Source organism: Vibrio sp. CDRSL-10 TSBA, assembly GCA_039696685.1.
Classification (GTDB): Bacteria; Pseudomonadota; Gammaproteobacteria; order Enterobacterales; family Vibrionaceae; genus Vibrio.
This window is the reverse complement of the sequence record CP155565.1, coordinates 1,433,315-1,453,482: the sequence shown is the minus strand read 5'-3', so window position 1 is coordinate 1,453,482 and position 20,168 is coordinate 1,433,315. Positions and strand designations below refer to the sequence as shown.

Below are 20,168 nucleotides of genomic sequence, written 5' to 3'. Positions count from 1 at the left end.
GTGAACGAATGCAGCCAACACCGCTGCAGCTTCAAGTAGGAAGGGGATAAGTCCAAACCGTCATTCGCTGCGTACAACGCAGCGAATGCCAAGCACATCAGCACATACATTCACAGAAACAAGGACATATCATGATAACCCTGCACCACCTCAATCAGTCACGCTCCAAGCGTATTATCTGGCTACTGGAAGAACTCGGCGTCGAGTACCGCGTCGTCCCTTATCTGCGTGACAAAGCGACTTTCCTCGCCCCGCCGGAACTGAAAAACATTCATCCGCTGGGTAAATCACCGGTGATTGAAATCGACGGACGGGTGATTGCAGAGTCGGGTGCCATCACCGAGTATCTGATCGAACGTTATGCACCGCAGCAACTGGCTCCGGCTAAAGACAGTGACGAATACATCGATTATCTGCAGTGGCTGCACTTTGCCGAAAGCTCGGGCATGCTGCCCCTACTGCTCAAACTGTTCATCGGTATGGAGAGTGCACAAACCCAATTTCTGGAACAATACGCCAATGGCGAAGCGGCCAAAGTTTCTGGGCTATGTGGACGCCCAACTGGCAGGCAAACAGTATCTGGTGGCGGGCAAACTGACCGGTGCTGATATCATGATGTCATTTATCGCGGAAGCGGTATACATCAGCGGCATGCTGGAGCATTTCCCGAACATAAAAGCTTATCTAGGTCATCTGTCGACCCTGCCGGGTTACCAGAAAGCCAATCAGACTGAAGCCGAGCTGAGCGCCTGATTTCTGCCTTCAGACCAGACGTTAAAAAGCCTGCCACACGGCAGGCTTTGTTGTATATCACGCAGCAGCGTTTTCTTGCCACGGCGTATCACGCCACTTCCGGCACCGCCTTAGGCGGCGCGTCGACCGGCGCTTCTTTTTGCACTTCCGGGATCTGGCCTTCTTCGACTGCCTGGATATAACAGCCGCTCAGTTTGATGGCCAGATACATATCGGCGCGCAGTACCAAACCACCGTCCCCGACCGGTACGCCGCTCAGTTCACACCATTGGCGCATGCTGCGCTTGCGTCCGGCCAGAATCAGCCGGATACCACGTTTTTTCAGCATGGTCTGCACATCACTGATCATCGCCATCACGCTCAAATCCAGGTGAGTGAAACTGGCCACCGCATCAATGATCACGCAGTTCACTTCACTGTCATTGCCTTCCACCACTTCCAGTATCCGGCGTTTAAAATAGGGGGCGTTAAAATAGGTCAGCGGTGAATTAAAACGATACAGCACCAGTCCCGGGATCGCGGTCGCCTTACCGCTGCCGTCAATGGTGCGGATGGTACCGTCTTTATCCAGGCCAAGACGCTGGTCACTCGGGCGCATCACCACACGCAAAAACTGGAACAGACCGAGCAGCACCGCCAGAGTTATCCCCGGGATCACGCCAACCACCAGCACAGCAATAAAAGTCACAGTGGCAAGATAAAACGCATCTTTATCACGTTTGCGTAATTTCCATAATCCTTTCAGATCGAGCAGCGAAGTCGAGGCAATGATCAGCACCACACCCAGTGCCGCAGTAGGAATATATTGCAGCGGCCGGTAGACAAACAGCGCAATGATGCCGATCAGCACTGCCGCGATCACCGACACCAGCTGCGATTTACCGCCGTTGGCATCGTTGACTGCAGTGCGCGAATCCGCGCCGCTGATGGCAAAGCCCTGCGAAAAAGCACATGCAATATTGGCAATACCCAGTGCGCGGAATTCTTTATCGGCATCAATATCGTAGCCGTTTTTGGCAGCGAAACTGCGCGCCGTCAGCATCATGCTGACGAAGCTGACCATTGCCAGGTTGAGCGCCGGCACCACCAGTTCACGGCTGATCCCGATATCAAACGCCGGAGCCTGAAATACTGGTAAGCCACCTTCAATCGCGCCGACCACGCTGACGCCGCTGGCATCAAGCTGGGTCACCCACACCAGCCCCCCGGCCGCGATGATCGCCAGCATTGCTGCCGGCCAGGCCGGACGCAGCCGTTTCGAAACAAAATAGACCACTACCGTTAACACGCTGACCAGCACGGTCTGCCAATGTACATCGAGCGCCCGTTGCGGCGCTTCCAGTAACCGCTCCAGCAGATAGCGCGCCTGGTAATTGACCCCGGCCACTTTACTCAGCTGACCGACAATAATCGTCAGGGCGACACCGTTAATCAGGCCGAGCAAAATCGGCCGCGACAGGAAGTCCGCCAGAATGCCGAGCCGGAATTTACTCGCCACGATGCACCAGATACCAGTCATGGCGGTCATGGTCATCACCAGTTGCCAGTGCTTGGTCGCATCGCCGCCTGCCAGCGGAGTCACCACAGCGGCAATCACCGCACAGGTGGCGGCATCCGGCCCGACAATCAACTGGCGCGAAGTGCCAAACAAAGCATACACCAGCATAGGCACCACGCAGGAATAGAGCCCTACAATCGCCGATACCCCGGTCAGCTGGGCATAAGCGATCGCTACCGGCAAGGCGACAGCAACAACCGACAGAGCGGCACGCACATCATCCTTTAACCAGGCACGTTCATACTGTTTTAACTGATAAAAACCCGGCATCGTCTGCCGCAACCACGCTGTTTCTCAAGGCTTGGTTACCTCTTTGTTATGGGTCGCCCATGCGACACTTATATCATTAAGCATAAACCAAGATTGGATAATCACGCATCTAATTTGCTGATTTGTATAACAATGATCAAAAGTATTTCTGGCGCGTAACTCAACAGATAATCGCCAACCAGCCGATAAAAGACGAGAAAATGGTCGATTTCGCCGACGAGCTTGTGTGACAATGATCGCATTCTGTTTTTACCCTGATGGCCGTTATGCACTTTAAAGCCGCTATTTTTGATATGGACGGACTGCTGCTCGATACCGAGCGGGTCTGTATAGAGATTTTTGAACAAGCCTGTCACGCTGTAGGCGTACCCTTTCTGCGCGATCTGTACCTGACTGTTATTGGCCGGAATGCGGCCGGAATTGAGCAGGCATTACGCGCCGGCTACGGACCGGACCTCGATTATCCGGCCCTGCATGAAGCGTGGCGCCAGCGATACAACGCAGTGGTCAAACACCAGCCGATCCCGGTCAAACAAGGTGTGATTGAACTGCTCGAATGGCTGAAAGCCAATAAGATTCCGACCGCCGTCGCCACCTCAACCCAACGGGAAGTGGCACAGATTAAGCTGCAACTGGCCGGGATTGACCACTATTTCGATTCGTACTCGACCGGTTGTGAAGTGAACAACGGCAAACCGGATCCGGAAATATACCTGCTGGCGGCGGATCGCCTGCAAGTTGCACCAGAGCGCTGTCTGGCCTTTGAAGATTCCAATAACGGGGTTAAATCGGCGGTCGCAGCCAGGATGATCACCTACCAGATCCCCGATCTGGTCGAACCCAGTGAAGAGGTGCTGGCACTCGGACACCATGTCCGGCCGTCCCTTGACGATGTGCTGGATGAACTGAAACAGCGCCGCGGCTAAGCCTCAGTCGCTGCAACTGTCGATGGTGATGACCACCGAATCCGGCCGCCAGTATTCAAACTCACAATCCATGATCTGACCATGCTGATTGTAATTCACCCGGCAGATCTTCAGCACCGGCTGACCGGCGGCCAGATTGAGCGCCTTGGCAACGTGCACAGGCGCGGCGGTCGGCACCACATCAAAGCGCGAGCGCTGGGTGCGGTAACCATATTTGCGAGCGTACAGCCCGGTCAGTGAACCAGCCAGATCCTCACGCAAAATATCCGCGAACAAAGCAGCGATCAGGCAGTTTCTCGACAAATAACACAGCGCGTCCGTCAATAAAGCGCAGCCGTTCAATGATATGTACCGGAGTCATCCGGGTGATCTGCATCGCGCGCGCATAGTCCTGAGTTGCCAGCACACTGCGTACCTGCACCACCTTAGTTTCAGCGATACGGTTCTGCTCTGCAATCATCTGATGAAAATGGCAGCGTGACAACGGGTTGTACCGTACCCGCTCCGGTGACACAAACCAGCCGCGCCGCTCTTCACGGTAAATCAGCCCTTCTGTTTCCAGTGATACCAGCGCATCTTTAATCGTGATGCGGGTGGTTTCAAACAGCTCACTCAACTCACGCTCTGACGGCAGCTTCTGACGCTGGTTCATCACTCCCGAGCAAATCTGATCACGCAGCGTCGATTTTATCGAGCCCAATTGCGTGGTCGCTTGTAGCTTCATCCTGATCTAGTCCAAGTCCTTATTCCTCCGCCCAGCATAGTCAGCGCAGATAACAGATTTATGACAGGCTATTGCTGCACATTCACTGCACAATTACCGCACATTAGAGCTTTATCGCAACATAACTGCCATAAAAGCGCCGTAAAAGCGTCATCTGACTGGCGCCAAATCGTCATATTCGCTGCCTAGGATAAAAAACGTACTTACTGACCTAGTCCAACAAGGATAGAGACAATGAAAACGTTACTGAACCGCTCGGCCATGTTCACCGGCGCCACTTTACTAGCCACCACACTTGCCATGCCTGCTTTCGCTGAGCAGGGCAACATCCAGTCGTTAATCGACGCCGCCAAGCAAGAAGGCGCGGTGTACAGTGTGGGTATGCCGGACAGCTGGGCCAATTGGAAAGGCACCTGGCAGGATCTGAATCAGCACTACGGCCTCAAGCATCAGGATACCGACATGAGCTCGGCGCAGGAAATCGCCAAGTTTGCCGCTGAGAAAAATAACGCCACGGCGGATATCGGTGATGTCGGCTTCGCGTTTGCCCGTGTTGCGGTGCAAAAAGGTGTGACTCAGGCGTACAAACCGACCACCTGGAGTGACATTCCGAACTGGGCCAAAGATAAAGACGGCCACTGGGCTCTGGCCTATACCGGCACCATCGCGTTTATCAGTAACAATAACCTGGTTGAGAATGCGCCAAAATCGTGGAGCGAACTGCTAAGCGGCAAGTACAAAGTCACCGTCGGTGACGTGGGTGTTGCGGCGCAGGCCAATAACGCCGTGCTGGCCGCTGCGTTTGCCAATGGCGGTAATGAAAGCAACCTCCAGCCTGCCCTGGACTTCTTCTCCAAGCTTGCCAAACAAGGCCGCCTGTCGTTTACCGACCCGAGTCTGGCTAACCTGGAAAAAGGCGAAGTGGAAGTGGCCATCATGTGGGATTTCAACGCCCTCAACTATCGTGACCAGATTGACCGCAGCCGCTTTACCGTCACCATTCCGCAGGACGGTTCCGTTATTTCCGGTTACACCACCATCATCAACAAATACGCAGCCAATCCAAACGCCGCGAAACTGGCACGCGAATACATCTTCAGCGACCAGGGCCAAATCAATCTGGCCGAAGGCTACGCCCGTCCGATTCGCACCAACATCAGCCTGCCGCAATCGGTTCAGGACAAGCTGCTGCCTAACTCCGCTTATCAGAACGTGCATCCGGTCACCGATTTCAGCGCATGGGAAAAATCCGCACGTAAACTGCCGCGTCAATGGCAGGAAAATGTTCTTATCCACCAGCAGTAAGAGGTCATGATGAGCAATAAGGTTATCCTTGTTGTTCTCGATGGACTCAATCTTCAGGTAGCCCGTCAGTGCATGGGCTACCTGCACGGTTTGATTGAGCAGCAAAGAGCAACACTCTACTCCCTGCAGTGCGAACTGCCTTCTCTGTCCCGTCCGCTGTACGAGTGCCTGCTGACCGGCGTCACGCCGGTTGAAAGCGGCATTGTCAGTAACCAGACAGTGCGCCGCTCTCAGTTTGAATCTGTGTTCAGCCTCGCCACGCAGCAGGGCAAAACCACGGCTGCCGCGGCTTATCACTGGGTCAGCGAACTGTACAACCGCGCGCCTTATGATGCGGTGCGCGATCGCTTTACCCACGATGCAGAACTCAACATTCAGCACGGCTGCTTTTATCACTGGGATCACTACCCGGATGAAGCCCTGTTTCTTGATGGCGAAACGCTGCGCCGGACGCATCATCCGGACTTTCTGCTGATTCATCCGATGAACATTGATGACTGCGGCCACCGCTACGGACTCAACTCGCCCCAATACCGCAACAGCGCCCGTCATGCCGATGTACTGCTGTCGCATTTTGTGCCGGCCTGGCTGGCCGACGGTTACCAGGTAATGGTCACCAGTGACCACGGCATGAACGACGATTGCACGCACGGCGGCACGCTGGAAGAAGAACGCGCGGTACCCCTGTTTGTGATTGGCGAGCGTTTCTCCCATCAGTCACAGGTTGCGCTGCATCAGACTGACATCTGCGGCACCGTGTGCGAGCTGCTGCGTCTTAACCACGACAAGCCTTACGCGCCTGAGGTATTAGCGCTATGAGCAGTTCCACTCTGAGCCAAACAACCACTAACGCTGCCAAACGCAGCCAACCCCGCGCCTGGCAACGCTTTGTGCCACTCGCCTGGCTGTCGCCGTTTGCACTGTTTTTCTATCTGTTCCAGCTGGCCCCGATGCTGTGGGTGACCGTCAACAGCTTTCAGGTCGACGATCAGTGGTCGCTCGGCAACTACCGGGAAATATTCGAATCCGGTTTTATCCTGCAGGGCTTTAGCAACAGCTTATGGCTGGCGCTGTGGTCGAGCCTGGCCGGGCTTGCCATCGCCGCTGTACTGGTCAGTTCGCTGCGCCGGGTACCGGGACGTTTGCGCGATGCAGTGATTGCGTTTACCAATATGAGCAGTAACTTTGCCGGTGTGCCGCTCGCCTTTGCCTTCATCATCATCCTCGGCACCAATGGCGCGCTGACCCTGCTGCTCAAACAATATGGCCTGATTGATGACTTTAATCTGTATGGTCAGTGGGGCCTGATGGCGATCTACATTTACTTTCAGATCCCGCTCGCGGTGCTGCTGCTCTATCCGGCTTTTGACGCCCTGAGCGATGATTGGCAGGCTGCGGCGGCGCTACTTGGCGCGCGGACCTGGCGCTACTGGGCGCACATTGCCCTGCCGGTATTGTCTCCGGCGCTGCTCGGCACCCTGATCATTCTGATTGCCAACGCCATGGGCGCGTATGCCAGTGTGTATGCCCTCACCTCCGGTAACTACAACCTGATCACCGTCCGTATCGCCAGCCTGGTGTCCGGCGATCTGTTTCTCGAACCGAATCTGGCGGCGGCCATTTCGGTGCTGCTGATGGCGCTGCTGGCTGCGATTACCCTGATTAACCAATGGCTGATTGCCCGGAGCTATCATGCAACACGCTAATTCTGTTTATCACAAAAGCGTGGTGTACGGCATTGTCGCCCTGATGCTGGTGCCGATCCTTGCCACGCTGGCTTACTCACTCTCTTCACGCTGGGGGGCGACCATTCTGCCCGATGGCTTTACCTTTAACTGGTACCTGCAGTTACTCAGCGACAGCCGGTTTCTCGCCGCTTTTGGTCGCTCACTGCTGGTGTGCGTCGCGGCGCTGGCGCTGAGCACTTTGTTGGTGCTGCCGGCGATTTTTGTGGTGTTTTACTATTTCCCTAAACTCGACAACGTGATGAACCTGCTGATCCTGCTGCCGTTTGCCGTGCCGCCGGTCGTCTCTTCAGTCGGTCTGCTGCAACTGTACGCCGACAGCAGCGTGCAGATTGTCGGCACGCCGTGGATTTTGATCGGCACCTATTTCACCATCGCGCTGCCGTTTATGTATCGCGCGATTGCCAACAGCTTCACGGCCATCAATCTGCGCGATCTGATGGACGCCGCGCATCTGCTCGGCGCGAGCACGTTGCAGGCGTTCTGGCATATCGTATTGCCCAACGTGCGCAAAGGGCTGATGGCGTCACTGTTTTTGTCGTTTTCATTCCTGCTCGGTGAGTTTGTGTTTGCCAATATTCTGGTCGGCACCCGCTATGAAACCTTGCAGATTTATCTCTACAACATGCGCCAGACCAGCGGCCATTTCACCTCAGCGTTAGTAATGACTTACTTCCTGTTTATCTTTATCTGTACCTGGCTGGCAAGCCGGATTGGAGCAAAATAATGAGTGACGTTTCTGTCTCCCGACTCACCAAACGCTTTGGCGATCACAGCGTGTTCGAAGCGATCGATTTCGATATCCGCCAGGGCGAATTCATTACCCTGCTCGGTCCGAGCGGTTGCGGAAAATCCACTCTGCTGCGCAGCCTGGCCGGACTCAACCCGGTCGACAGCGGCCGGATTTTAGTCGGCGGTGAGGATATCACCCATCGCGCGCCACAGCAGCGCGGTATCGGCATGGTGTTTCAGTCTTACGCCCTGTTCCCGAATATGACGGTGGCCGGCAATATCGGCTTTGGTCTTAAGATGCAAGGCGCCGACAAAAAGCAGATTGAGCGTAACGTCGCCGAGGTGATTGAGCTGGTCGCATTGCAGGGCAAGGAAAATTGTTATCCGCACCAACTGTCCGGCGGCCAGCGTCAGCGCGTCGCTCTGGCGCGCGCTCTGGTGGTCAAACCGCGCATTTTGCTGCTAGATGAACCGCTGTCGGCGCTGGATGCCAAAATCCGTAAACACCTGCGCCAGCAAATCCGCGACATTCAGCAGGCGCTTAACCTGACCACGATTTTTGTCACCCATGATCAGGAAGAAGCGATGACCATGTCGGATCGCATTTTTCTCATGCATCAGGGTAAAATAGTGCAGCAAGGCTCGCCGGAGACAATTTACACCCAGCCGGCCAATGAGTTTGTCGCCGGCTTTATGGGCCATTACAATCTGCTCAGTGCCGCGCAGGCCAAGCGATTGTTTGCCCTCGACGGCGAGCGCAAAGTGGCGGTACGCCCGGAGTCGATCTACGTAGCCGAAGCTGGTCGTCACGAATCGGGTCACCACTATGGCGGCGGCGCGCATATGTCAGCGCCGATGCGCGGCGTTTCTCAAAAGTCATCAACTGCTGGGTAACGTGATCCGTTATCAGGTCGCGCTGGATGACTGCGAACTGACCGTCGATCAGCTCAACCGCTCTTCCGAGCGCTTACTGCCAGCGGGCAGTGTGCTGGAGCTGCGTTTTAATCTTAATGAAATACAACCTGTGAGTGCCTGATATGTCTCAACCCCTGTACGTGTTCGATATGGACGACACCTTAATCGACGGCGACTGCGCGATGATCTGGAATGAGTTTCTGGTCGATAAAGGCATCGCCACCGATCCGGAATTTCTTAATCAGGACCGCTATCTGATGTCACTCTACGCGCGCGGTGAGATGGATATGGAAGACTATCTCGACTACGTGATGCAGCCGCTCGCCGCTCTGCCGGTTGAACAGGTCCACGCGCTGGTGGATGAGTGTGTCGACAGCCGCATTATGCCGCGCCTGTTTAACGAAGCACGTGACCTGATTGCCGACTTACACGCCGCACACACCACCATGCTAATCATCTCAGCTTCGGTCAGTTTTATAGTCGAGGCGGTCGCGCAACGGGTCGGAATTGCCCATGCACTTGGCATCGATATGGCAGTCAGCAACGGTCATTACAGCAGCGAGATTGTCGGCGTGCCGAGTTATCGTGAGGGAAAAGTGGCGCGGTTAGAGGAGTGGTTACTTACTCACCCGCAACACCTTGGTGAAGTGCATTTTTTCACCGATTCGATCAACGATTTACCGCTGTGCCAGCACGCCGATTTCGCTTATCTGGTCAATCCGTGCCAGCGTCTGGCTGCACACGCCGGGCAGCCGCACTGGCAGGTACTGAGCTGGGGTCAGGCTTAAGCTGAGGTTGTTTTCGTTATCACTGTTGCTGATATAGCGCGCCCGCTATGACAAGCAAAAGCCCCGGCCATCAATACAATGGCCGGGGCTTTTCGTCTTAATCAGCATCTTAATCAGCGTAGTTATCTTAACAACTCAGGGTCGCGGTCACGCGACCGGATCAGTCCCACTGGGGAGCAAAGCCCGGGTTAGCCAGGCGATGATTACGATCCAGAGTCGCAATGCGCGCCATATCCTGCTCACTCAGCGAGACATTGACGTAACCCAGGTTGCTATCGATATTGGCACGTTTGGTTGACGACGGAATGGTGACAAAGTCGTTCGCCGCCATCCAGGCCAGAACCACCTGAGCCGGTGTTGCCTGATGCTGCTGCGCAATCTCAACGATCACGTCATCTTTCAGTACATCGCCGTAAGCAAACGGCATATAACCCGTCACAATGATGTCGTGCGCGCGGCAGAACTCAACCACAGCCTTGTTTTGCAGGTAAGGGTGTACTTCCACCTGGTTGGTGTACAAAACGCCCTCGCCCAGAATTTCAATCGCCTGTTTCATCTGTGCTACAGTAAAGTTCGACACGCCGATGTGACGGGTCAGACCCTGATCCTGCGCCTGTTTCAGGCTGCGCAGGTAATCACCCATCGCTACGCTGTCATCTGCCAGCGGCCAGTGAATCAGCAACAGATCAACATAATCTGTGTTTAAGTCCTGCAGGCTCTGTTTCACGCTCGGCAAAAACTGCTCGTCCGAGAGTTTATCCATCCACACTTTAGTGGTGATGAACAGCTCTTCACGCGCGATACCACTCGCACTTACCGCCTGGCCAACTTCTTGTTCGTTGCCGTAAATCTGCGCGGTATCAATGTGGCGATAACCCGCCTCAAGTGCCATCGCAACCGACTGAACCGCTTCATCGCCTTTCAGACGGAATGTACCTGCGCCAAGCTGAGGAATTTGCATGGAGTTCGCTCCTTATCGTGGTTATTTAATATCATTAAGCCATTGATATAACATGGATTAACGAAGAGTAAGTCAATAAACTGTCATCAGTTAATAGTAAAGCGTGCCCCGTACATGACCGGGCACGCTGTATCTTCTCAATCAGTGACCGTGTTAAACCGCAGAACGTGTTAAACAGCAGAATAGGCCGGATAATCGGTCAGGCCCTGCTCTGCGCCGCCGAACAAAGTTTGCGGATTATGCGCCGCCCATGGCTGGCCGTGGCGGATACGCTGCGGCAAGTCCGGATTGGCGACAAACGGGCGGCCGAAAGCAATCAGATCGGCCACACCAGATTCAATGGCCTGACGCGCACGCTCCGCATCGTATTTACCCGCATAGATAATCGCGCCGGAGAACACCTCACGCAGCGCCTGTTTGAAATCGACCGGCATCAGCGGAGCATCTTCCCAGTCCGCTTCGGCGATGTGCAGATAGGCAATATCGTGCTGATTGAGCAGTTTGGCCGCCGCAACGTAGGTTTGCTCAGGATGGTCATCCACCGTACCGTTTAACGTGGTCAGCGGTGCCAGACGCACGCCAACCCGATCCGCGCCCATCACTTCACACAAAGCGCTGACCACTTCGTCAAGGAAACGCAGACGGTTTTCCAGGCTGCCGCCATATTCGTCATTGCGCTGGTTAGACTGAGAATCAATAAACTGGTTAATCAGATAGCCGTTGGCCGCATGCAGCTCAACGCCGTCAAATCCGGCCAGCAGCGCATTTTTTGCTGCCTGACGAAACTGCTCAATCACCTGTTCGATATCGGCATGGGTCATGGCGCGCGGTTCAACCACATCAACAAAACCCGGCGCATCACTGCCGTTATCGACAAACACTTTCACGTTTCTCGGCTTTGAGCGCCGAGGCGGAAATCGGCTGCTCGCCGCCAATGTTGTCGGGATGGGTCACCCGGCCAACGTGCCACAACTGGGCAAACATAATGCCGCCCTTGTCGTGCACGGCATCTGTCACGCCACGCCAGCCGGCGATCTGTTCTTGACTGTAAATACCCGGCGTCCAGGCGTAGCCTTTGCCCATGGCAGAAACCTGGGTACCTTCACCAATAATCAGGCCGGCACCGGCGCGCTGCGCGTAGTAAGTCGCCATGATGTCATTGGCCACATCACCCGGCTGCGAAGCGCGGGAGCGGGTCATCGGAGGCATAATAATTCGGTTAGCGAGACGAAAACGGCCCACCTGCAGTGGCTCAAACAGTACATCGGTCATAGTAATCCCCTTGGTAGCAGTTCAACTGGCCGCGCTGTCATCACAGTATGCATCGCGCAGGCAACAGTCACTAAACTTGATATGGCTGCATCATAACAAGCGCACTTGCGGGGATTAACCGACACAAAGACAAAACTTTTTTGTCAAATTTGCAAAAACCATGAGCCATCTGTGTTGTCGGGCAGCACGTCAGTTTTCACCAAACGCATGGTTTCACCAACAGCAAAGTTTCACAGGGTAAATTTGGGCTGGATAAAATCGATAAAGGCCGATATGCGCCGCGCCACGTTAGAGGATTTGTAATACACCGCGTTGACCAGTTCACGATCTGAATTCAGTTGGCGGTACGATGTCAGCAAAGTCACCAGACGGCCGGCGGCCAAGTCTTCATGAATCATAAAGCCGGACAGGCACCCGATACCATTGCCGGCCAGCACTAACTGGCGCACAGTTTCTCCACTGCTGCAGGCAATGGTCGGCTCAACGTAATCACTGCCCTGCAGCGGCCAGACATTCAGCGCACGCGGACTGGTGAAGCCGACAATTTCATGCTGTCGCAGCTCCGATGGCGTCGCCGGGAAACCGTGCCGGGCAAGGTAGTCCGGCGCAGCGACCACAAACAGCGGACTTTTTCCCAGCGGCCGGGCATGCAGCGTGGAATCATTGAGTTTACCAATCCGGATTGCCACATCGGTGCGCTTTTCCAGCAGGTCGACATAGCCTTCATTGGAGGTCAGTTCCAGCTCAATATCCGGATAGGCCTGATGAAATTCACGCACCAGCGGCACCAGTTGATGGAGCATAAACGGGCTGGCCGCATCGACGCGCAGCTTACCTTTCGGCAGTTCCCCGCGCGACACCACCTCTTCTTCCGCCTGACGCAATTGCTGCAATCCGGCACGAATGGTTTCACTAAAGCGCCGCCCCTCTTCGGTCAGATCCAGCCGCCTTGTAGTACGGTTTAAGATGGTCATGCCGAGCTGCTGCTCAATCCGGCTCACCGCGCGCGACACCTTGGCAACCTGCACATCCAGCACTTCGGCAGCCTGAGAAAAACTGCCGCTATCGATCACCGCCAGTAAGATTTCCAAATCATCAGAACGGGTCAGCATAGGCGCTCCACTTTTACATAAATGACAAAATTATTTTGCCAATACTAGCGTTTTTAGCAAACAAAAGCTCATGAATAATGCGCCTCTCTACTCAGTCAGCTTGTTGGCGCAAACGCCTGTCTTGCTCATGCATACGTTGTTAAACGGATACTTAGTTAAATAGATACCAGCTAAACACGTACTTTGCTCAGCACATCGCTTGGTTGCGCGCCAACAGCCATCAACAGGAAAAATGTTATGCCTATCGCTTTATTTGCGTTAACCCTCAGTGCGTTTGCCATCGGCACCACTGAATTTGTCATCGTCGGCCTGCTGCCGACCATGGCCACCGACCTCAACGTTTCTCTGCCCTCTGCCGGTTTACTGGTCAGCCTGTATGCGCTCGGCGTCGCCATCGGCGCGCCGGTCCTCACCGCTCTGACCGGCAACTGGAACCGCAAACGCGTGTTACTGGCGGTGATGACGCTGTTTGTCGCCGGTAATCTGCTTGCCTGGCAGTCACCCGGTTACAGCACCCTGATCATGGCGCGCATTCTGACCGGCCTGGCGCACGGCGTGTTCTTCTCTATCGGTTCCACCATAGCAACCGGACTGGTGGCGCGCGACAAAGCCGCCAGCGCGATTGCGATCATGTTTACCGGCCTGACCGTTGCCTTAGTGACCGGCGTGCCGCTCGGCACTTACATTGGTCAGCATTTTGGATGGCAGACCACTTTTTTAACAGTCGCTATGCTGGGCCTTATCGCCCTGATCGGCAGCGCCCTGCTGGTGCCGTCCACCCTGCCGCAAGCCGCTAAAACCTCATTGGCCGAACAAGCCAAAGTGCTGACCCAGCCCCGCCTGCTGCTGGTGTTTGCCATTACTGCACTCGGCTACGGCGGCACCTTCACTGCCTTTACCTTTATCGCGCCCATCCTGCATGAAGTGTCCGGTTTTGCCACCTCCACCATCAGTATTCTGATGCTGGTGTACGGCGTGTCGGTGGCGTTCGGCAATATCTGGGGTGGAAAACTGGCCGACAAACACGGACCAACCCGCGCGCTGAGCCTGATATTCGCTGGCCTGAGTCTGGTTTTGCTGCTGCTGACTTTTGCCGCGCCCAACCCGGTAACAGCGGTGATCATCATGCTTATCTGGGGCATGTTTGCCTTTGGTAATGTGCCCGGACTGCAGGTATACGTAGTGAAACTGGCTGAGCACTACACCCCCAACGCAGTAGATGTGGCATCGGGGCTCAATATCGCCGCCTTTAATATTGGTATCGCACTCGGTGCCTGGGGCGGCGGCCGGGTGGTCGAACAGTCCGGCCTGATGACCACGCCGTGGGTCGGTGCGATTGTGGTGGCATTGGCCCTGCTGCTGACCCGCATCAGCCAGCGCCTGGATAAGCGTCAGCCACAACTGGCCGACGCACTGTAAACCACTCGCAAAGCTCTGCTCTGGCCCGAGGCCATTCAGCCCTCACTTGACGAAATAAAGTCAATGAGGGCTGATTAATGACTTTGGCCGATGCTTATTAACTAGTTTGTTATTTACTGGCGTTGCAGGCATCAATTTCTCAATTTGATGAACAGATATCACTTTAACGCTCCCATCCGCTCAGATTGCCGTTATACTGAATATCATCAGTCACTAACATAACTATTCGCAATACATGCCAAGTGATATTGAACTTCTTTACCTGGGACAAACGGAAGCATTGCTGCGCAATGATTCGTTACGTATGCGCTGTCTGTTGACCGCTCAGGCGCTCAATTTACCGGACTGGTATCTGGGGGCGGGCTTTGTGCGCAACGCGATTTGGGATCACCTGCACCATAAAACCGAGATGACCCCGCTCAACGACGTCGATCTGGTCTTTTTTGATCCGACAGATGTCTCACCCGAGCGTGAACAGGCGCTGCAGGAACAACTCATCGCCAGCATGCCGGAAATCAACTGGGAAGTACGTAATCAGGCCCGTATGCATGAAAAGCACGGTCACGCACCTTATCGCAGCACCGCACACGGCATCGCCCAGTGGGTGGAAGTGCCAACTTGTGTCGGCGTGCGACTGGAACATGACGGCCGCCTGACCTTCTGCGCACCGTATGGCCTGCGCCAGAAACTGGTCACTGACTATTGCCATTAACCCGTGTAACCGCCAGCCGGAGATCGTCCAGCGCCGCATTCTGGAAAAGAAATGGCTCAAGCTGTGGCCGCACTTACACTTGATTTAATACACCTCATCGATACAAAAGGGCTGCTCAGAGAGCAGCCCTTAGTCATTAATAAGGCAGAGATTATTGCTTAGCCATTGATTGGATGATGCCAGCCAGGTTTTATTCCGCTTTCAGGCTGGGTTTAAGCTCAGAGCGGCGCCGTTTTAGCAACTGCTTGAGCCAGCCATGACCGCTGACCAGCACAATGCCGCCAATCACCATCGCCGAACCATACAAGAATCCGGCTTCAATCCGCTCGCCCAGAATCCAGGCCCCGAGCACTACACCATACAGCGGCGTCATGAACGACAATACGCCAAGGCGCGAAGCAATATAGGTATTGAGCATCCAGAACCAGAGCAGGAAACCGCCGAATGAGATAATCAGGGTCTGAAACGCAACACTGGCCAGCGCCAGCGGTGTCGGGTTAATGGTCAGCTGATCGCTCCACACCGCGGCACCCAGCAAAATCAGCGCACCCATCACCAGTTGGTACAACAAGGTTTGCTCGGACGAGACATTGGCCAGTTTCGAGCTGCGGATCAGGACCGTAGTCAGCCCCCAGGCCACACCACCGAGCAGAGCCAGAAAATCGCCCCACAGCATATTGGGCTGCATTTCTGTTGCCCCTTCGCCGTGCCACAAAAAAGCCACCGCAATGCCGGAAAACGCAAGCAGAATCCCGGCCCATTGCACCACTTTGAGCCGCTCGGTATCAACGAGAAAATGCAGAATCAGAGCGCTAAAAATAGGGGAAGTGTAGAGAAAGATCACCGAATGAGCGGCCGAGGTATAATGCAGCGCCGCGCCCAGAAACAGATATTCCAGCGCAAACAGAGTGCCGACCAGGATACCGGCTTTCCAGTTACCGTCCGCAAACCTCAGTTTTTTGCCGCGTATCATCACATAGGCCAGCACCAGTACCGCCGCGATGGCAGAGCGCAGGCCGATTTGTAGGATCGGCGCAATATCATCGCCGGTCGCTTTGAGTGCAATTTGTTGTAAGCCCATGGCAAAGCAAAACACCACCATGATGCCGAGCGCCGTGGCGTCGATTGGTTTGCGTGTCGTCATTCTCGTTATCCAACTGTTATTTTGTTATCGCTATGTTTACATTATGCGTTGTCGTCATTAAGACATATAGCTAAAATCTGACAACCCATAGCGATGATATGACAGAGTCAGCATGAGCATTCCAGGCAAACAGATTCATTTCCCGCCGTTCAGTACCGAACTGCCGGCTCCGCTGGTGTTTCGCTCCGCCTGTATGCCCGCCGACGCCGCCTATCCGCGCCACAGCCATCGCTGGGGCGAGTTCGTTTATTCGTTCAGTGGCGTGATGGAAGTGAAAGTCGGCAGCCGTCAGTACCTGACGCCGTCACAATACGGTTTATGGCTGCCGCCCAATGTCGAGCATCAGGGCCTTAACCGCTATGAAACCTGCCATGGTTCATTGTATGTCGACGAAAGCCTGTGCAGCGCGATGCCACAGCAAACCTGCGCGCTGGAGATCAGCCCTCTGGTGATTGCCCTGCTGGAGCACCTGCGCCAGAGTTTAATCACCCCGCCCTACAGCGAAGCCGAATATCGCCTGCTGCAGGTTTTGGCTGAACAGCTGACGCACGCCACTCCGATTGGCAGCTACCTACCGACCTCCGGCGACCCGCTGCTGAGTAAAGTGCTCGGCTGGCTGGAACAGGATCCGGCCAGTAATGAGCCCCTGCGCGTGCTGGCCCAGCGCGCCCACACCACCGAGCGCACCCTGATGCGCCGCGCCCAACGCGAACTGGGGATTTCAGTTTCAGAATGGCGCCAGCGCCTGCGGGTGGTTAACGCGATGCCGATGCTGCAATCTGGCGCCAAAGTGGAAAATATCGCTCACGATCTCGGCTACGCCAGTGCATCAGCGTTTATCGCGATGTTCCGGCGGTTAACAGGGGTGACGCCGGATGAGTATCGGAAGAGTTAATGTTGTTCTCTGTTGGTTCTCGACAGTTTCGTGGCTTTGTATGTCACGCTTTAAATTCAGTAATTTCTTTTAGCTTGGTGTAAGCGTGCCAGTCACTCTTTGCTTGCGCCAAAGAGTAACCAGAAAGGCGCTTGGGTTTCTTTGGTGTGGTCCGGGCCGGTTTTAGGCGTTCCCTACGCCAAAAACCTAAAATATCGTCCTGATTTTTTTCCCTGGTTTTCGAGTTTCTGAAGCACTCCACTTGCAATATTTGAAAAAACCTCAATTCGATTTGCCCCATTACACAATTTGTTACTACACATGTTCTAGAGCATTCGCACTTGTTCAACCATACTTATTTGAGTTTCGATTCTGAGGGATAGTTATGTTTGGAGTTAACTGGAAAGCGGCTGGTCTGGCGTTAGTGCTGGCTCTGCCTGTGGGTCAGGCTTTGGCGAGCGAGCGGTCTGAGCAGGCTTGGCGGATGATAGATAATGGCGCTTTGGTGATTGATGTGCGCACACCGCAAGAATACGCTGATGGTCACTTACCGGACGCACGAAATATTCCGCTCAGTGACGTTGGCACTGGCTTTCATGATATCGATAAACAGCAACCGATTGTGGTCTACTGTCGCAGCGGCAGCCGCTCAGCCATGGCGATGGACGCACTGAAAAAGCAGGGCTTTAGCAATGTGCACAACGGCGGCGGATTGAATGAGATGCAGGAAACACAGATGGAAATGGAGCCGTTGAATTAGGGTGGCTTCCACCTGCGTTTACGTGCGGAATTGTCCGCGCTGATACAAAGGGCTGAGCTCCTTCTACTAGCTCAGCTTTGGACAAAATGCGTTACGAAAAATCGAACATTAGCAATTAATTAATAGCTTTTTGTAAGTCAAATATTGCCAGTTAATACTCATTCGTACAGTACGCACTTTATTTGCTTGTTTTTAATACTGGCCAACTTATTCCATTCCAAGAACTATATACAGCGATCGAGCTATTATCAACTCATTCTAAAGAACTTCAACCAAGTTAATTAAATTAACTTGATCTCTAAGTAACATTTAAAAAAGGGGCAAAAGGGGCGTTAGCCCCTTCTATTTTACTGCTTCTCTAAGTTTTCTCACCACATTATGATCATGAAAAAACTTAACACAAGCAAATATAAATAGCCCCATTTGGGCTATTTGATAATTTACCGAAGGGAGTCTACCTTGAGGCAAACCAATTATTTGAGTGTAGACATAAAAGGAAGGCAACAATCCGACAAGTATCATTATTAACAAATACCAAAGAAGGAAGAAGCTATTTATTCCAACTCCTTTTTTTGCCACATCGAAAATAGGAGGTAGTAATATAAGAAATGATTGAAAATATATAACAACAGCAGCCATTGACCAATCTGGTACTGCGAAGACATCGCTATAACTACCGTGACTAACCTTTACCATTATCATTAAGATGAAAGGTGCAACAATCAATAAGAAACTGAGTTCTAGATTCTATCATCTGCTACTATCTCATTGTTATCTATATTGTCATCTATCAAGTACTTGCCCACAGAGTCAATGACAGCACCTTTAATGACATAGTTTCCACTGGCATATAAGTACTTAGTATACTTGATATTGATTTGCAATAGGTGCCTTGCATCTATTTGTTGCTTCTTACCAAGTTGATAATCTCTCAGCCACTCGATATTCTTGAATGATGCTTCATAGGTATCACCAGTAATTATACTCTTAAACTTCCACTTACTATTGCCGAATACTTTAATTACCAAAACTCTTACGGTATCTACACCATCAAACTTCAAAACTTTCGGTTTTTCTAAATCCTTTGGTTTAACGCTAGACCTAAAAGCAGGGTTAAATCTAATAACATTATCAGGTATAACTGAGTCATCAGTATCATCAACTACTTCATATAATTGAACAGTTTCATCTTTTTGAACACCTTCTCCCGCTTTGGATACCAATTCTAAAACTCTAGCTAGTACTTGATCATCTAACGTAATCCCATGAACATCAAATAGTTCACTTAGCTCTTTTTCTAGAGTGGATTTTTTCTCATAGAATGTAGGAATGTCATTTACATCCCCAGTATCTATTAATTTAGATAAAAACTGATCACCATTAAACAGCGTATTTACTGTGGTTAAAAAGCTTGAAATCCGTTCACAAAGATGGTCACGAATTGATCCTTCACTTAGACGCTTAAAAGCGAGTTTCGTAGTTTGCATCAGGGTCAATACGAGACAAGAGATGATGGTTAAACATTTCCAATGCCTCTGCGTAATAGGCTACTGAATGTAACACCTCTGTTTGTGCGCCAGTGCGACTAGATGAATTATTATATTTCAAAATCAAAGAACGAGTTTTTACTTGCTCATCCTTGTGAAGAGAGTCTTGGAACTGAGAACGAACAAAGTCGAGATCAATTTGAGCGTTGTTTTTGTTAGTAGCCATAGAAACCAATTGCCGTTGTGTTTTTTTTGAAAAATATCATAGATTTCATCTAGGTAGAACTCACGTTGTGTTTTTTATGATTTAAAACATGAAGACTTTAACCCTGCCTTGCCCAATCGGATGCGATACGCTCACAGCTTTGTAGTACCGACCTAACTCCTAATACTGAGTAATCAGTAAATTTCAGTTATCCGATTCAAATGAATCGCAAAGTAATTTCAGACCTGTGAACCAGAAACAGTAAGCCGAATATTGTGTTAGATCACAATCGAAAAACCTTTGCTTGCTTTAAGCTAACCGTCCGAAAAGGGAGGTTTTCTTTTATCTTAGCCCCGTCAATGCTATGAGGTTACATGGAATTTCTCCCCATGGTACCACACGGGGATTTACAACGAACACCACTAGGATAATAGATAAATTTTAGTAGGATAAAAACCCATGAACAGGATGTGATTGATTAAAAGGTCTACCAAATAATGAGGCAA

Annotated in this window: 17 protein-coding genes and 4 pseudogenes; 12 read left to right on the top strand and 9 right to left on the bottom strand. The window is 52.7% G+C overall.

What is annotated here, in order from left to right; all coding sequences use genetic code 11:
• The first annotated feature begins 131 nt into the window (after positions 1-131).
• A pseudogene (locus ABDK09_07135) lies at positions 132-753 on the top strand (glutathione S-transferase).
• An 88-nt stretch (positions 754-841) separates the two neighbouring features.
• On the opposite strand, the gene ABDK09_07130 reads toward ABDK09_07135, so the two are convergent.
• Positions 842-2,581: a SulP family inorganic anion transporter gene (locus ABDK09_07130; protein ID XAW87878.1), complete on the bottom strand. Its 1,740-nt coding sequence runs from the start codon at positions 2,579-2,581 to the stop codon at positions 842-844.
• Between the two features lie 266 nt (positions 2,582-2,847).
• On the opposite strand from ABDK09_07130, the gene ABDK09_07125 reads away from it, so the two are divergent.
• Entirely contained in the window at positions 2,848-3,507 is a 660-nt protein-coding gene (locus ABDK09_07125; GenBank protein XAW87877.1) for an HAD family phosphatase, read from the top strand.
• Positions 3,508-3,510: 3 nt separating this feature from the next.
• Here ABDK09_07125 and ABDK09_07120 read toward each other — a convergent pair.
• Positions 3,511-4,231 (bottom strand): annotated as a pseudogene (locus tag ABDK09_07120) (UTRA domain-containing protein).
• Positions 4,232-4,465: 234 nt separating this feature from the next.
• On the opposite strand from ABDK09_07120, the gene ABDK09_07115 reads away from it, so the two are divergent.
• The 6 genes and pseudogenes from ABDK09_07115 to ABDK09_07090 all read left to right on the top strand — a co-directional run bounded on the left by ABDK09_07115 (position 4,466) and on the right by ABDK09_07090 (position 9,716).
• On the top strand, positions 4,466-5,536 hold the full coding sequence (locus tag ABDK09_07115) for an ABC transporter substrate-binding protein (GenBank protein ID XAW87876.1): 1,071 nt from the start codon (positions 4,466-4,468) through the stop codon (positions 5,534-5,536).
• Between the two features lie 9 nt (positions 5,537-5,545).
• A complete protein-coding gene (locus ABDK09_07110; protein ID XAW88483.1) occupies positions 5,546-6,355 on the top strand; it encodes an alkaline phosphatase family protein in 810 nt (269 codons plus the stop codon).
• The gene (locus tag ABDK09_07105; protein XAW87875.1) at positions 6,352-7,242 is read left to right on the top strand and encodes an ABC transporter permease subunit; all 891 of its coding nucleotides are present in this window, start codon (positions 6,352-6,354) and stop codon (positions 7,240-7,242) included. The genes ABDK09_07110 and ABDK09_07105 overlap by 4 nt, the downstream gene beginning before the upstream one ends.
• Complete coding sequence (locus ABDK09_07100; protein ID XAW87874.1) at positions 7,229-8,008, top strand: ABC transporter permease; 780 nt, start codon at positions 7,229-7,231, stop codon at positions 8,006-8,008. Before ABDK09_07105 ends, ABDK09_07100 begins: the two co-directional genes overlap by 14 nt.
• Positions 8,008-9,049: pseudogene (locus ABDK09_07095) on the top strand (ABC transporter ATP-binding protein). Before ABDK09_07100 ends, ABDK09_07095 begins: the two are co-directional and overlap by 1 nt.
• Position 9,050: 1 nt before the next feature.
• Positions 9,051-9,716 carry an HAD-IB family hydrolase gene (locus ABDK09_07090; protein ID XAW87873.1) on the top strand — a complete coding sequence of 222 codons (666 nt, stop codon included), beginning with the start codon at positions 9,051-9,053 and terminating at the stop codon, positions 9,714-9,716.
• Positions 9,717-9,876: 160 nt separating this feature from the next.
• Here ABDK09_07090 and dkgB read toward each other — a convergent pair whose 3' ends face one another.
• The 3 genes and pseudogenes from dkgB to ABDK09_07075 form a co-directional block, all read right to left on the bottom strand.
• Complete coding sequence (dkgB, locus tag ABDK09_07085; GenBank protein ID XAW87872.1) at positions 9,877-10,677, bottom strand: 2,5-didehydrogluconate reductase DkgB; 801 nt, start codon at positions 10,675-10,677, stop codon at positions 9,877-9,879.
• A 170-nt stretch (positions 10,678-10,847) separates the two neighbouring features.
• Positions 10,848-11,949: pseudogene (locus tag ABDK09_07080) on the bottom strand (alkene reductase).
• A gap of 230 nt (positions 11,950-12,179) precedes the next feature.
• A complete protein-coding gene (locus tag ABDK09_07075; protein ID XAW87871.1) occupies positions 12,180-13,061 on the bottom strand; it encodes a LysR family transcriptional regulator in 882 nt (293 codons plus the stop codon).
• 237 nt (positions 13,062-13,298) lie between these two features.
• Here ABDK09_07075 and ABDK09_07070 point away from each other — a divergent pair, with 237 nt between their 5' ends.
• Positions 13,299-14,480 carry an MFS transporter gene (locus ABDK09_07070; protein XAW87870.1) on the top strand — a complete coding sequence of 394 codons (1,182 nt, stop codon included), beginning with the start codon at positions 13,299-13,301 and terminating at the stop codon, positions 14,478-14,480.
• A gap of 235 nt (positions 14,481-14,715) precedes the next feature.
• Positions 14,716-15,192: a nucleotidyltransferase family protein gene (locus ABDK09_07065; GenBank protein XAW87869.1), complete on the top strand. Its 477-nt coding sequence runs from the start codon at positions 14,716-14,718 to the stop codon at positions 15,190-15,192.
• A 190-nt stretch (positions 15,193-15,382) separates the two neighbouring features.
• On the opposite strand, the gene ABDK09_07060 is transcribed toward ABDK09_07065, so the two are convergent.
• Positions 15,383-16,336, bottom strand: coding sequence for a DMT family transporter (locus ABDK09_07060; protein ID XAW87868.1), 954 nt, complete (start codon positions 16,334-16,336; stop codon positions 15,383-15,385).
• A gap of 112 nt (positions 16,337-16,448) precedes the next feature.
• Between ABDK09_07060 and ABDK09_07055 the strand changes: the two genes are divergently transcribed.
• Complete coding sequence (locus ABDK09_07055; protein XAW87867.1) at positions 16,449-17,231, top strand: helix-turn-helix transcriptional regulator; 783 nt, start codon at positions 16,449-16,451, stop codon at positions 17,229-17,231.
• Between the two features lie 364 nt (positions 17,232-17,595).
• Entirely contained in the window at positions 17,596-17,970 is a 375-nt protein-coding gene (locus ABDK09_07050; GenBank protein ID XAW87866.1) for a rhodanese-like domain-containing protein, read from the top strand.
• 342 nt (positions 17,971-18,312) lie between these two features.
• Here ABDK09_07050 and ABDK09_07045 read toward each other — a convergent pair whose 3' ends face one another.
• From ABDK09_07045 to ABDK09_07035, 3 genes are all read right to left on the bottom strand, one after another.
• Positions 18,313-18,609, bottom strand: a complete 297-nt coding sequence (locus tag ABDK09_07045; protein XAW87865.1) for a hypothetical protein — start codon at positions 18,607-18,609, stop codon at positions 18,313-18,315.
• Positions 18,610-18,710: 101 nt separating this feature from the next.
• Entirely contained in the window at positions 18,711-19,457 is a 747-nt protein-coding gene (locus tag ABDK09_07040; GenBank protein ID XAW87864.1) for a hypothetical protein, read from the bottom strand.
• A complete protein-coding gene (locus tag ABDK09_07035) occupies positions 19,432-19,683 on the bottom strand; it encodes a hypothetical protein (protein ID XAW87863.1) in 252 nt (83 codons plus the stop codon). The genes ABDK09_07040 and ABDK09_07035 overlap by 26 nt, the downstream gene beginning before the upstream one ends.
• Positions 19,684-20,168: the final 485 nt, after the last annotated feature.